This window comes from Spirosoma validum (genome assembly GCF_014699035.1).
GTDB classification, from domain to species: domain Bacteria; phylum Bacteroidota; class Bacteroidia; order Cytophagales; family Spirosomataceae; genus Spirosoma; species Spirosoma validum.
The window spans coordinates 66637-79413 of record NZ_JACXAA010000016.1; the positions used below are offsets into that span (position 1 = coordinate 66637).

At 47.3% G+C, this 12777-nt stretch carries 13 protein-coding genes; 4 read left to right on the forward strand and 9 right to left on the reverse strand.

What is annotated here, in order from left to right:
- Positions 1-23: 23 nt before the first annotated feature.
- Together IC230_RS29420 and fdhA are read left to right on the forward strand one after the other, a co-directional pair.
- On the forward strand, positions 24-425 hold the full coding sequence (locus tag IC230_RS29420) for a GlcG/HbpS family heme-binding protein (protein WP_191042658.1): 402 nt from the start codon (positions 24-26) through the stop codon (positions 423-425).
- Positions 426-552: 127 nt separating this feature from the next.
- Positions 553-1743, forward strand: coding sequence for a formaldehyde dehydrogenase, glutathione-independent (gene fdhA / locus IC230_RS29425; protein WP_191042659.1), 1191 nt, complete (start codon positions 553-555; stop codon positions 1741-1743).
- An 84-nt stretch (positions 1744-1827) separates the two neighbouring features.
- On the opposite strand, the gene IC230_RS29430 is transcribed toward fdhA, so the two are convergent.
- The 3 genes from IC230_RS29430 to apaG are packed head-to-tail and all read right to left on the reverse strand — an operon-like array spanning position 1828 to position 4454.
- A complete protein-coding gene (locus tag IC230_RS29430; protein WP_191042660.1) occupies positions 1828-3195 on the reverse strand; it encodes a monooxygenase in 1368 nt (455 codons plus the stop codon).
- Between the two features lie 57 nt (positions 3196-3252).
- On the reverse strand, positions 3253-4032 hold the full coding sequence (locus IC230_RS29435) for an O-methyltransferase (protein ID WP_191042661.1): 780 nt from the start codon (positions 4030-4032) through the stop codon (positions 3253-3255).
- A 35-nt stretch (positions 4033-4067) separates the two neighbouring features.
- Positions 4068-4454 (reverse strand): Co2+/Mg2+ efflux protein ApaG, encoded by a 387-nt coding sequence (gene apaG / locus IC230_RS29440; RefSeq protein ID WP_191042662.1) that lies wholly within the window; start codon positions 4452-4454, stop codon positions 4068-4070.
- A 144-nt stretch (positions 4455-4598) separates the two neighbouring features.
- Between apaG and ung the strand changes: the two genes are divergently transcribed.
- A complete protein-coding gene (gene ung / locus IC230_RS29445; protein WP_191042663.1) occupies positions 4599-5264 on the forward strand; it encodes a uracil-DNA glycosylase in 666 nt (221 codons plus the stop codon).
- Positions 5265-5293: 29 nt separating this feature from the next.
- On the opposite strand, the gene IC230_RS29450 is transcribed toward ung, so the two are convergent.
- The 6 genes from IC230_RS29450 to IC230_RS29475 all read right to left on the reverse strand — a co-directional run bounded on the left by IC230_RS29450 (position 5294) and on the right by IC230_RS29475 (position 11227).
- Positions 5294-6019, reverse strand: coding sequence for an N-acetylmuramoyl-L-alanine amidase family protein (locus IC230_RS29450; protein WP_394355513.1), 726 nt, complete (start codon positions 6017-6019; stop codon positions 5294-5296).
- Between the two features lie 412 nt (positions 6020-6431).
- Entirely contained in the window at positions 6432-7604 is a 1173-nt protein-coding gene (lepB, locus tag IC230_RS29455) for a signal peptidase I (protein WP_191042665.1), read from the reverse strand.
- A 145-nt stretch (positions 7605-7749) separates the two neighbouring features.
- Positions 7750-8484 (reverse strand): 4-hydroxy-tetrahydrodipicolinate reductase, encoded by a 735-nt coding sequence (gene dapB, locus IC230_RS29460; protein ID WP_191042666.1) that lies wholly within the window; start codon positions 8482-8484, stop codon positions 7750-7752.
- Positions 8485-8580: 96 nt separating this feature from the next.
- Positions 8581-9396 carry a DUF5683 domain-containing protein gene (locus IC230_RS29465; RefSeq protein ID WP_223860927.1) on the reverse strand — a complete coding sequence of 272 codons (816 nt, stop codon included), beginning with the start codon at positions 9394-9396 and terminating at the stop codon, positions 8581-8583.
- Between the two features lie 68 nt (positions 9397-9464).
- A complete protein-coding gene (locus IC230_RS29470; RefSeq protein ID WP_191042667.1) occupies positions 9465-10385 on the reverse strand; it encodes a ParB/RepB/Spo0J family partition protein in 921 nt (306 codons plus the stop codon).
- Positions 10386-10444: 59 nt separating this feature from the next.
- Positions 10445-11227 (reverse strand): ParA family protein, encoded by a 783-nt coding sequence (locus IC230_RS29475; RefSeq protein WP_191042668.1) that lies wholly within the window; start codon positions 11225-11227, stop codon positions 10445-10447.
- A gap of 370 nt (positions 11228-11597) precedes the next feature.
- On the opposite strand from IC230_RS29475, the gene dinB reads away from it, so the two are divergent.
- A complete protein-coding gene (gene dinB, locus IC230_RS29480) occupies positions 11598-12686 on the forward strand; it encodes a DNA polymerase IV (RefSeq protein ID WP_223860928.1) in 1089 nt (362 codons plus the stop codon).
- The last annotated feature ends 91 nt before the right edge of the window (positions 12687-12777 follow it).

The window sequence follows — 12777 nt, forward strand, 5'->3', positions numbered from 1 at the left end:
TAAATCCTCTGAACAATTGCGTTATGGGTATTACATTAGAACAAGCAGAAACCGCCATCAAGGCGGCAAAAGAAAAAGCCAAAGCGATTGGCACATTAATGAACATCGCGGTAGTCGATGCCGGTGCCAACCTGACAGCATTTGTGCGCATGGATGGCGCCTGGTTGGGCTCAGTCGATATTGCGCAGAAGAAAGCTAAAACAGCCCGCTATTTCGATATGCCATCGGGAGAAATTGGCAAGTTGTCTCAACCAGGAGGTTCGCTCTATAACATTGAGCATTCCAACGGCGGACTCATTACGTTCCCGGGCGGTATTCCGATCAAGAATTCGGATGGAGAAATTATTGGGGCTATTGGCGTATCGGGCAGCACGGTTGAGAATGACCATGCAGTTGCTCAGGCAGGTGTAGATGCACTTAGCTGATCTTACAAAAACGATTATCAACCACAGAAGCACTTAGATCAGAAAGGACTAACGATCGATACGTTACCACTTTACATCAACATGCTTCTGTTTTTATTTATTACCTAATCACCTAAACCTCAATCATATGTGTCAAAATCATGGCGTTGCGTACATCAAACCCGGCGTGGTTGAAGTACAATCCATTGAGTATCCGAAGTTGGCGCTTGGCGATCGTAAGTGCCACCACGGCGTTATTCTGCAAATTGTATCAACGAACATCTGCGGTAGCGATCAGCACATGGTACGGGGCCGAACAACAGCGCCTGCCGGTTTAATACTCGGACATGAAATAACGGGCCTGGTAATTGAAGCCGGACGTGATGTTGAATTCATTAAAGAAGGCGATCTGGTATCGGTTCCGTTCAACATTGCCTGCGGGCGTTGCCGGAACTGTAAGGTCGGCCAGACAGGTATTTGTCTGAATGTCAATCCATCTCGACCCGGCGCGGCTTATGGTTACGTGGATATGGGTGGTTGGGTTGGCGGGCAGGCCGAGTACGTCATGGTGCCCTATGCTGATTTTAATCTGCTGAAATTTCCGGATAAAGATCAGGCAATGGCCAAAATCCGGGATCTGACGCTGCTTTCCGATATTTTCCCGACGGGTTACCACGGCGCTGTTACAGCAGGCGTTGGTCCAGGCTCAATCGTGTACGTAGCAGGAGCTGGTCCGGTCGGATTAGCCTGTGCAGCTTCCTGCCATCTTTTGGGTGCTGCGGTTGTCATTGTTGGTGATATGATTCCAGAGCGCCTTGAACAGGCGAAGAGTTTTGGCTGTGAGGTTATTGATTTACGTAAGGAAACACCATTAGCCGATCAGATCGCCGAAATCATCGGTGTTCCCGAAGTCGATTGCGCTGTCGACTGCGTAGGGTTTGAAGCCCGAGGTCATGGCGCTTCAGCCGGTACGGAACAACCAGCAACGGTTCTGAATGCAGCTATGACTATCACTCGTGCGGGTGGGGCAATTGGCATTCCAGGTCTATACGTAACGGGTGATCCTGGTGCTTCGAGCGAGGCAGCTAAAGAAGGAAACCTAAGTATCCGGATTGGTTTAGGGTGGGCCAAATCGCACTCCTTCTATACGGGTCAATGTCCGGTAATGAAATACCACCGACAGCTGATGAACACGATTCTGTACGACAAAATCCAAATTGCCAAAGCTGTCAATGTCGAAGTCATTAGTCTGGATAGAGCTCCGAAAGGGTATCAGGATTTCGATAAAGGAGCCGCTAAAAAATTCGTCATCGACCCACATGGCCTGATTCCGAATTAAGGTAAATTTTCAGCACAAAGCCACGGCGAACTCAGAGTTTTATTGCTCTCTGCGTTCGCCGTGGCTTTGTGCTGAATTAATCTATTACTGGGCTTCGTAATAATAGCCGAAGATAATACCCATTTCGTCCTCACTCGTCAAACCAAAATTGACGACTTTGCCGGTCGTATTGTTATACGTGATTTCGGACGTGAGCCCCTCACCTTTTTGCAGGGCTAATGGCGTTTTTAACGTAACAATATCGGGGTGTTCCCAATCCGTAGAGGTATACACTACTTCCCCGTCCCGGCTACCCCCTTTTATTTTAATGACAAACTTCTCACCCAGTTTATGCATGTGGGACGTGAGCGTGAGGATCATTCGGGCCTGGCTAAACGTAAACGACTTCGTAAGCGTCACGCGACCGTTTCCTGGAATCGTAAGACTTGTGTTTCCCAAATCGAGTGTTTGCACAACACGTTGCACTTTCGATTTATCAACCGTATAGAGATTAATCTGGGCTTCACCTTTCATAACCCCAGTCGTTTTATTGACGAAATGCGAGTTCAGATCGAGCGAAGCGCCAGCCGGAATCAACAGAGCCGCCCCTTCCGGAAATGTGTAATCCTGATACTGGGCCTGCGAACCCGCTAAATAAACATGATTCGACATGGTAAGGGCCGTCGCTAAATTCAGGGAATTATCCGCATTCCGAAGATCACGTACATCGTTTAGATTAGGCAGCACCGTTTTGCTACGGAAATCATAGGCTACGAAATGGTGGCTACCGCTACGCATTTTGGTTTCATACCGATTCACGTAAACATCCTGTGTATTCCCAACCATTTTCCGGCTAAATAACTCCCGCTCGAAGTTCGGTTGTATATCAAATGTTGGAATGGCCATCTGGAAACCTGTCCCAGCCGTTGGCACGGGCAGGGGCTCATACGTAACGCCCGTTACATTTTTGTCGTCTAACAAAGCAGCATCCGCTACGCTACCCGTTTTGGGTGCCCCTGCTTCAATCCAGCGACGAACAAATTCAATCTGTCCATCTGGCAACAAGGCTCCTCCCAAGGGCATTGGATTACCGTACTGTTTTCCACTATGGTGACTGGCCGTACTATTCAGTTTGTGGTAAAGCAAGCTTTCCAGCGAAGCAAAGGCCTTAACGCGTTTCAGTCCATCCGCTTTAGCCTCACTATTTTTGGGATCGACACCCACCAGATTCTGATAGGCAACGCCCTCTGCCAATACAAGACCATGCTGAACAAATGAAGCATCCTTTTCGGATGCATGGCAACCCGACGTAGCACAGGAAGTCGTCAGAATTTTTTGCTGAATCAAATCGAACGAGGCTATGTCTGCCGGATCCGGCGAATCGGTTGCTCCTTGCTTACAGGAAACCATATTCAGCAACAACATCGAGGTGGCAAGACAAAGACCTAAGTGGGTATATTTCAGGAAGTTCATGGGTTGGTTCCGGGCAATAAGCCTATGGAAAGATAACGTATTTTTCCAGCATTGTTGTCAAAATCGTAAAACAAAGTCCTGCCTGGGCTGCTCCTTACGAAAGAACACCAGCCCTACCCAAAACAGGTCGATTGTTACGTTAACAGAGGGATGCGTTTTGATATAATTCCATGCCTGCTCCATCTCATCTGACCAGTGAATATCGTCGAACACAAAAACAGTGTCGTTATGAATCTTCGTCAGGCAAACCTCAAAATAACGTATTGTTGGTTCATACCGGTGGTTGGCATCGAAAAAGACAAAATCAACGGTCGTCAGAGAAGCTATCTGATCCACCAGCGTTTCGTCCAGGTTGCCAACCGTAATCGTTACGTTATCCAGATGCAGACGGGTAAAATTCTGACGGGCAATAGCCGCCGTTTCCGGACAGCCTTCAAATGTTAACACCTGACCATCGTATGGCTTAGTTGCTTCGGCCAGATAAGCCGTCGTTACGCCCAACGAAGTGCCTAAATCAATAATCGTTTTCGCCTGAAATCGTTGAACAAGTCGGAACAGAAGCCGACCAAACCGAGCAGGTTTTTGCGAATGGCGCGCAATGTCGCCAATGGTACGTTGCCGGGAAGAATTCACTTTGGAACCGGCACCAAAATCAGTTACTGAAATCAACTGACGATTTCGGCGAAGTTCTTTTCGCAGTTTCCGGATTGGGTCAAATACCGATTTTGGGCCGTTCGTTGCCCGAATGACCTGCGTATACAGCGAAAAAAGAAAGGGAGAATGAAGCGAATGTTCGTCGCGGGCGCGACTCAAATACCGAAAATAAGCAAGCAACATAAGGAATGAACCGTCCTACGGTTCATTTGACACGATCAATTTAGTTTGTAGGGCACAATCATGGTAAACTCAGGAATCGTGACGCGCAGTTGTTTCCCGTCAATGATGCGCTCAACTAAGTACGTGCCTGCCATTTTGCCAATGCTGGAACGCAGGTTACAGCCTGATACGTATTCATGTACTTCGCCCGGCTCTAGCACGGGTTGCAATCCCACAACGCCTTCGCCCTCAACTTCGCGAACCGTGCCGTTTGAGTCATAAATTAACCAATGACGACGAAGCAACTGAATGGTATAGTCGCTGGCATTTTCGATCGTGATGCGGTAGGTGAATACGTAGTGGGCCTGAAGCGGACTGGAGTAGTCAGCCTGGTACTCCGTTTTTACGCTAACTTTTACGCCTTCTGTGATTGACGAAACCATAAATTTAGTACCGTTTGCAACCTTAGAACGAAAATTAAGTTGATTAGTTTTGTTACGCAAGAACCGCTCTCAAAAAATTTTCAGGGAGTGGCTTCCGGCGTTTTTAGGCTTATAATGCTGAATCACTCTTATCAGTTCCTTCCAATGAATGTATCTATTGCGGAATCCTGGCAAACCCGTCTGCAACCTGAATTTGACAAACCGTATTTCGCTCAATTAGCTGAATTTTTGCGACTCGAATACAGCACACAGCGAGTTTATCCACCTGGCCGGCTGATGTTTAACGCGTTCAATCAATGCAGTTTCGAGGATACGCGCGTCGTTATTTTGGGCCAGGATCCTTATCACGGCGAAGGTCAGGCAAATGGATTAGCCTTTTCCGTAGCGGATGGTATTACGAAACCACCTTCGTTAGTTAATATTTTCAAAGAAATTCAGGATGACCTGGGCAAACCAGTTCCTAAATCGGGCAATCTCGAACGCTGGGCTAAACAAGGAGTTATGCTGCTGAACGCTACGTTGACCGTTCGGGCAGGGCAAGCGGGCTCGCATCAGGGAAAAGGTTGGGAAACCTTCACGGATGCTGCTGTTAAGTTGATCTCTGACGAAAAGAAGAATGTTGTTTTTATGCTCTGGGGCGCTTATGCCCAGAAGAAAGGGGCTATCATTGACAGTAAAAAGCACTTGGTTTTAAAATCCAAGCACCCTTCGCCAATGGCAGCACAGTGGGGCGGCTGGTTTGGCAATAAACATTTTAGCCAGGCAAACGCCTATTTAGAAAGCAAAGGTTTACCGCCAATTGACTGGTAGTACCAACCAGGCTAGACGGTTAGTGCTAGCTACTGCTTTCTGTAATCCGTTTGTAGACCAGTACAGATCCAGTTCGCCAGGGCCTGCCGGTTATCGGCCAGCAAAAAACGCCGTTGATCTTTTTCGTTACGTATGTTTCCCAGTTCAATGAAAACAGTTGGCGGATGGCTGTTTCTGACCACGTACAAACTGGTTCTATCGGTTACTGTTCCAGAATAGTTACGGGTTGGCTGACTGCGCTTATAGCCCGACTTGAAGCTTTTATGGATGTGTTTCGCCAAGCGCTGACCAACTTTACTCTGTTCGTGATGGTAAAAAAACACGTCGATGGTTTGGCCTTCACTCCGGCTATCAACATGAATGGTCACCATACGCTGATAGGCTTCTTTATGCTTACGATGTAATTTGTTGACTGCGTCGGTACATTGCCGCAGCCGCATCGTATGGTTTAACGGGATGCGTTGGTTAGGATAAGCCACTTCATCGTGGTCTATTTTTAGTACTTTCTCATTCCGTATGCCATCGTTCGGGTCACGAACAATCATATAAACCGTAGCACCATGTTCCATGAGTGCGCGTGCCAGTCGAATCGTTACGTCGTAGGCATATTCATCTTCGGCCAGCGCATAGTTTCCATAGTGCCCAATAGCACCCGGATCTGGACCACCATGTCCCGAAGCCAGATAATAAACCGCTCCTCTTAGGTGCTGATCTCTAACGGCAACGCGGGCGTTCCCGGCTCCCAGAAATGCCATAGATGACGTAGTGTTCTCCTTTCTCTCAGCCTTTACGGCCTTCGTTTTAGCGGCTTTGTGAGCAACTGATCGAGCCTTAAGGCGAGTAGAATGCTTGTACGTTTTTGCTGCTACTCGCTTCTTACTATGATTTGCCCGAATAGTTGCATAATTCCTTTCGCCGTTGGCCAAAGCCGAGTAGCAGCTCCCTAGTGTAAAAAGTAAGATGAGGATACGTAATAACCAGGTTTGATTACCGCTACTAAATTTCTGGGATGGCTTTGTGAAGAGGGTCATAAAGAAAGCATTGTACACGTATCTGACTTAAAACGGACAGATTAGTCATAAATTACGTAGAACGAGAAGTCCTCAATTTGACGCAACAAACGCGCACAAATTGAGGACTCTGCGTTAAAATTTCTTTGCTTGTTCGTTAGTCGATTGTTCGGAAAAGGCGATTCCAGCGGATTTTATTCCAGATATTGGCTGGGTTGGGGTCAAGCGACATCCAGACAAACACGGCTTTCCCAACGATGTGATCTTCAGGAACAAAACCCCAGAAACGCGAATCAAGTGAATTATCGCGATTATCGCCCATCATAAAATAGTAATCCTGTTTGAAGGTATAGGACGTAACAGGTTGGCCACCTATCTTAACAGCGGTAGGACTTACCTCTACTTTCTCATTTCCTTCATACAATTGAATCACCTGCCCATACAGGGCAATGGTCTGCTCATTGAGTTGAATCGTTGCCCCTTTTTTCGGCACCGTAATAGGACCGAAATTATCGTGATTCCATTTGAAGGTTGGTGCTCCGTAAACTCTTGGATCGACTTCGCCAGGTTTCTCGGCCATGGGTTCAACCTCCTTCACCCAATCGAACGTTTTGAATTTGGCAATGACATCCTCAGTCGTGTTCACCATATACCCAACCATGGCCGACGCTTTGGTTGAATCATTATATTGCTCTAATGGCTTCCAGTTTTCGGTTGATTGACTGGGATCGCGATAGTCGTTGACAATGTCATATTTACGGAAGAAATTGGCATCAAGTACCTCTGCCGTTTTAATGAAATACTTCTGCTCAGCGCGGGGTGGTTTCGAAAACGGTTTCCCATTAACGATTACTTCGCGCTGACGCACTTCCAATATGTCGCCCGGAATACCAATGCATCGTTTAATGTAATTGGTTTTTAGATCAACAGGGTAGTCAATATTGTCGTTCAGGTATCTAGGTGGTACGTTAAACACCACTACGTCGCCGTTCTTTACATGGGTGAAACCTGGCAAGCGGTATGAAGGTAATTGAATAGCCGTGCTGTAGGATGGAATGTCAGTACCCCATATTTTCTGGTGCGTTAGAGGCACCTGCAATGGTGTACGGGGAGTCCGGGTACCGTAGTGCAATTTGCTCACAAACAGAAAATCACCGACCATCAGGCTATTTTCCATCGAAGGCGTTGGAATGGTAAACGCTTCCATGAAAAGCCATCGAATGAGCGTAGCAGCTACAACAGCGAATAGAACAGAATCGAACCACTCGCGAATGGCTGATTTTTTAGCTTTAGCCGGTTTCGCTTCGGCTCTGGTTTTTACTTCAGACATGCTTACTAATGATGAATTATAACGGGGCGCCCGCGCGGTGATGAATTATGAATATCGAGCAATAGAATGTCATAATGCTAATGATAAACTAATAACGAAATTACGAAGATGAATTGGTTTTATAGAACCATTTGTCATTCATCATTTATAATTCACCCAAGAGATCGTCCATACCAAATACACCTTCTCGTCCCACGAGCCATTCAGCGGCCACTACCGCGCCGAGCGCAAACCCCTGTCGGCTGTGAGCCGTGTGTGTAATCTCAATCCGATCAACGTCAGAATCATATCGAACGGTATGTGTACCCGGTACGGTGCCCTCGCGTAACGATTCAATTTCAACCGCGTCGGTTGACGTAATCAGGGCTTTATCCGGTTCTTTGTTTACCCAACGTTGCTTATTTGGTAAGTGCTCCATCACGCCTTCGGCTAACGTAATGGCCGTACCGCTGGGCGCATCTTTCTTCTCCGTGTGATGAATCTCCGTCATAGAAACTTGATACGACGGGTAATTTCGCATGAAATGCGCCAGCACTTTATTCAGCCGAAAAAATAGATTCACACCAATGCTATAGTTCGATGCGTAGAAAAAGGCGCCTTTACGATCACGACATAGCGATTCGATTTCCGTGCGATGGCTAAGCCAACCGGTCGTACCACTTACAATTGGCCAGCCGCGTTCAAAACAATACGTAATATTTTCAGTCGCTGATTCTGGCGAACTAAATTCAATAACGACATCAACATCGTCGGGTTCGAGATTGGCTAAATCAGCATGGTTATCGGCATCAATGCGACCTGCAATTTGGTGGTCTCGCTCCAGCGCAATTTTCTCAATGGTTTTACCCATTTTGCCATAGCCAAGAAGAAGGATGTTCATAAACAAAAGAAGAAAAGGACGAAAAGATAGAAAAGCATATGTCGGGGAAATTACCCTCCTCCCTTTTGCTTTACTCTCTTTCCTCTTTTTAGGAATTTATTTAAACGTAAATGCGACTCGAACACCAGGCATAATACCTGCCCCAGGTAAGGGCAGTATGTTCGGCTCGATACGCATGGAAATATCGTCGGATAGATCGAATGTTTTTAGGTGAGCGGCTACGTTCGCTTCAACAATGTTAATGCCCCATAGCGCGACGGATAACAAAATATTCAGATCCCGATACCGTCGGTAGGTATCATAGGCATTTTTAGCCACTGATACCGTGCGAATCTGGTATCCATCAATCAAAACATATTCAGGTTTTATAGATGGCGTTGAAACAGAATTTATGAGTGCAGCAGGGTAAATCGCTGAATTAAGCGACACATGTTCTGCATCGCTTATTTTATCCCCATATAGAAGTCGACGATACCCGTCTTCGGCCTGGTTCGCCAATCCACTGTATTTAACAAATAAATAACCCATCACCCCAAAGCCAACGTAAATAAAGGGGATCTTATAATATTGTCGATTGTAGGCCTGCCCCAGCCCCGGCAGCATCAGCGATTTCAGGGTAGCTTTTTTAGGAATGATTTTATGGATTTGTGCTTCCTGCTTCTTCGTTAACCGAAGCGTATCAGCCCTGTCCAGCGATGTTAAATCATCCGGTACCAGTACGGAAGTGCCTATCTTGATGCCATTACGCTGCACGGTCGGGGGAATGGAATCAGTAGCCGAGCTCATGCGCCTGGTTGAGTCAACAGCGGCTGGTGTTGGCGCGGGCGTAATGGCTGGTTTCTGAGCGAAAAGCGGCCAGACAGGCACCATCACCAGCAAGCTGATTATAGCTAAAACAGAAAACGATTTCATGCACAGACAACGTCTGAGCCTTTCTCGTTTCACCTGTGTGGATTGCTTTTTAAGGTAATTTAACACGGTTACCCCTGCGAGTTCAGGACCTCCAGAATTTTGGTCAACTCTTCCTGCGAGGTAAACGGAATTTTAATTTCACCCTTGTGTTTCTCGTCAGCTTTGATAGAGACCCGCGTACCAAACATCGACGATAATTTAAACTGGAGACTGCGCATTTCCTGTTTGGGCAACGTAACGCGCCGGGTTGTAGCCGAATCGTGGATGTCATCGGATAAATTCCGAACAGCTTCTTCAACTTTCCGGACAGACCATTCTTCGTCAACCACTCTCGTAAAGAGCCGAATTTGCGTATCGGGGTTTTCGATGTTGATAATCGCCCGGGCGTGGCCCATCGAAATTCTATTATCGCGCAACGAAGCCTGAATGACGGGCGGTAATTTCAGAAGTCGGATGTAGTTATTGACGGTTGTCCGATTTTTGCCAACGCGCTCACCCAGTTCTTCCTGCTTCAGACTGCACTCGGTAATCAGCCGCTGATAGCTAAGGGCGATTTCTATGGCATTGAGATTCTCGCGCTGAATGTTTTCTATCAGCGCCATTTCCAGCATTTGCTGGTCATTGGCCGTACGAACATACGCTGGAATATGCGATAGACCCGCAATTTTTGACGCCTGTAAACGCCGTTCGCCCGCAATAAGCTGATACCGATCTTTGCCCAACTGCCGAACCGTAATGGGCTGAATGATTCCCTGCGTCCGAATGGAGTCGGCTAATTCCTGAAGCGCTTCTTCATCAAAACGAGTCCGGGGCTGAAATGGGTTGGCTTCGATCATTAACACGCCAATTTCGGTCATCGTACTGATCGACTCAAAAGGCGAGGGTTTCGATTGACGATTGACCGCTTCGCTATCGTGCAGCAAGGCACCTAAGCCGCGGCCCAACCCTATCATCTTCTTATTTGGTGCTTTAGTATTTGCGTTGTCCATACCTGTAACGCGGGTAGAAACCCGCTATGTTGGTAGAAATTGCGGGTTTCCCGCACTACTTAAACTTCATGTGGCATCATGCCATTCTTGACAAGAATTTCACGGGCCAGATTCAGGTAACTAACGGCTCCTTTACTATCGGCATCCTGTGCCAGGGCTGGAATACCAAAGCTGGGTGATTCACTAAGCCGAATATTACGCGGAATGATGGTGCTAAAAACCATTTGCTGAAAATGGCTCGTTACCTCACCGACCACCTGATTCGACAACCGAACGCGTAGATCATACATTGTTAGCAAAATGCCTTCAATAGCTAAATGCGTATTCAGCCGGGATTGAATGATCTTTATAGTATTCAGGAGTTTCCCCAATCCTTCGAGTGCAAAATATTCACACTGAACCGGAATAATAACCGAATCAGCAGCGGTTAGACTGTTGATCGTAATCAAACCCAGCGAGGGCGAGCAATCAATGATGATGAAGTCATACTCGTCGCGCAAGCCATCGAGTGTGTCTTTCATTTTATCCTCCCGATTCTGGAGGTTAATCATCTCGATTTCAGCCCCAACGAGGTCAATGTGCGATGGCAATAAGTCCAGGTTCGGAAAGTCCGTCTGGATAATCGCATCGTGCGGTCGAACTCCTTCGACCATACACTCGTAAATACTGTTCTCGATTTCTTTCGGATTGTAACCCAGCCCCGACGTAGAATTCGCCTGTGGGTCAGCATCAACAATAAGCGTCTGAAATTCGAGGGCGGCCAAACTGGCGGCCAAATTAATCGTCGTTGTAGTTTTACCAACGCCCCCTTTTTGGTTGGCGATAGCAATGACTTTACCCATCGGTTTGTGCGTTGCAGTGTCAAATATGCCAGATAGTTTTCACGAATCCAAGTAATGTTCCACGGAATGTTCCACAAAATTTGCTATCGTTTTAAAAGTAAGCCCTGTAGGGAACAGAAGTTCGTGAGAATTCCCATTTGTCAGTTTCTAAAGTAAACGCGACACTTCCGACTCTTTTCACTCATAAATCGTTTCTATAGGACCATCTCAAATGTCCGTTTAGGTATATGGTTTCACAGTGCGCAGATGTATTCTCGAAACGCGAATCTCCAGTAACTATAGGGAGCAATTACGTCATGAGTTAGTCACGGTATTATAAAGAATCGTAGATGTCTTCACCAGCTACCGGATCGCTTTATACTCCGTAACGATGGCCAATCCAATGGAAAGCCCAATCCGTAAAATCATTCACATCGACATGGACGCTTTTTATGCGTCGGTTGAGCAGCGTGATCATCCCGAACTGCGCGGTAAACCCCTGGCCGTGGGTGGCTCCCGACAACGGGGTGTAGTCGCTGCTGCCAGCTACGAAGCGCGTCAGTTTGGCGTGCGTTCCGCTATGGCCTCCTCTATTGCTATTCGCAAATGCCCCGAGTTACTTTTTGTTAAACCGCGTTTCGAGGTTTACAAAGCCGTGTCGGCTCAGATCCGGGCGATTTTCGCCGATTTTACCGACTTGATTGAGCCGCTATCATTGGATGAAGCTTATTTAGACGTCACCCACAGTCTGAATGAGGGTCTCACGGCTACGCAACTGGCGCAGACTATCAAAGACCAGATTAAGTCCGAAACCAGCTTAACCGCTTCGGCGGGTGTCTCTTACAACAAGTTCCTGGCGAAGTTGGCGTCCGACTATCGCAAGCCCGACGGCTTATTTGTGATCAAGCCTCACCAGGGACTTGCTTTTGTCGAAACATTGAAAGTTGGTCAATTTCATGGTATCGGGCGGGTGACAGCGGAGCGGATGAACCAACTCGGCATCTTCACCGGTCTGGATCTGCGGGCGCAGAGTGAAGCCTTTCTGAGCCGGCACTTCGGTAAAGTCGGTAAACATTATTATGGCATTGCTAGGGCTATTGACGAGCGGCCCGTAACGCCCAACCGGATTCGCAAATCAATTGGTGCCGAAACAACCTTTGAGCAGGATCTGCACACATACCCAGAGTTGGTTAGCTCATTGCAGCCGCTGATCGAGAAAGTCTGGTCGTACTGCGAACGTAGTGGCGTGTTGGGAAAGACCGTTACGCTAAAGCTGAAATACGCTGATTTCAATCAGATTACCCGCAGCCGCAGTCTGCCAGGTTGGGTAAGCGAGAAAGCAATACTGGAGCAGATGACTCTCGGTCTATTGGATTCGGTTATACCGCTCTCGCAAGGGGTTCGGTTACTGGGCGTATCGCTATCGAATCTTCAGGAAAAAGATACGCCTACCAATGGACAACTAACGCTGGATTTATAAAATGTCGCGTTGGCTCAAAAGCGTGTTTCCCACTTGATCGACAGTAAATAATGGAGGAGTTTATAAACCGCCGACCTTACCTTGTAAAAGT

What these genes read in the sequence shown, in the direction of transcription:
- IC230_RS29450 (WP_394355513.1), bottom strand. Translation starts at nt 6,019, where the DNA reads ATGGCATTTCTGGGAGCCGGGAACGCCCGCGTTGCCGTTAGAGATCAG.
- IC230_RS29420 (WP_191042658.1), top strand. Translation starts at nt 24, where the DNA reads ATGGGTATTACATTAGAACAAGCAGAAACCGCCATCAAGGCGGCAAAA.
- lepB (WP_191042665.1), bottom strand. Translation starts at nt 7,604, where the DNA reads ATGTCTGAAGTAAAAACCAGAGCCGAAGCGAAACCGGCTAAAGCTAAA.
- apaG (WP_191042662.1), bottom strand. Translation starts at nt 4,454, where the DNA reads ATGGTTTCGTCAATCACAGAAGGCGTAAAAGTTAGCGTAAAAACGGAG.
- ung (WP_191042663.1), top strand. Translation starts at nt 4,599, where the DNA reads ATGAATGTATCTATTGCGGAATCCTGGCAAACCCGTCTGCAACCTGAA.
- fdhA (WP_191042659.1), top strand. Translation starts at nt 553, where the DNA reads ATGTGTCAAAATCATGGCGTTGCGTACATCAAACCCGGCGTGGTTGAA.
- IC230_RS29475 (WP_191042668.1), bottom strand. Translation starts at nt 11,227, where the DNA reads ATGGGTAAAGTCATTGCTATCGCCAACCAAAAAGGGGGCGTTGGTAAA.
- dapB (WP_191042666.1), bottom strand. Translation starts at nt 8,484, where the DNA reads ATGAACATCCTTCTTCTTGGCTATGGCAAAATGGGTAAAACCATTGAG.
- IC230_RS29465 (WP_223860927.1), bottom strand. Translation starts at nt 9,396, where the DNA reads ATGAAATCGTTTTCTGTTTTAGCTATAATCAGCTTGCTGGTGATGGTG.
- dinB (WP_223860928.1), top strand. Translation starts at nt 11,598, where the DNA reads ATGGCCAATCCAATGGAAAGCCCAATCCGTAAAATCATTCACATCGAC.
- IC230_RS29435 (WP_191042661.1), bottom strand. Translation starts at nt 4,032, where the DNA reads ATGTTGCTTGCTTATTTTCGGTATTTGAGTCGCGCCCGCGACGAACAT.
- IC230_RS29470 (WP_191042667.1), bottom strand. Translation starts at nt 10,385, where the DNA reads ATGGACAACGCAAATACTAAAGCACCAAATAAGAAGATGATAGGGTTG.
- IC230_RS29430 (WP_191042660.1), bottom strand. Translation starts at nt 3,195, where the DNA reads ATGAACTTCCTGAAATATACCCACTTAGGTCTTTGTCTTGCCACCTCG.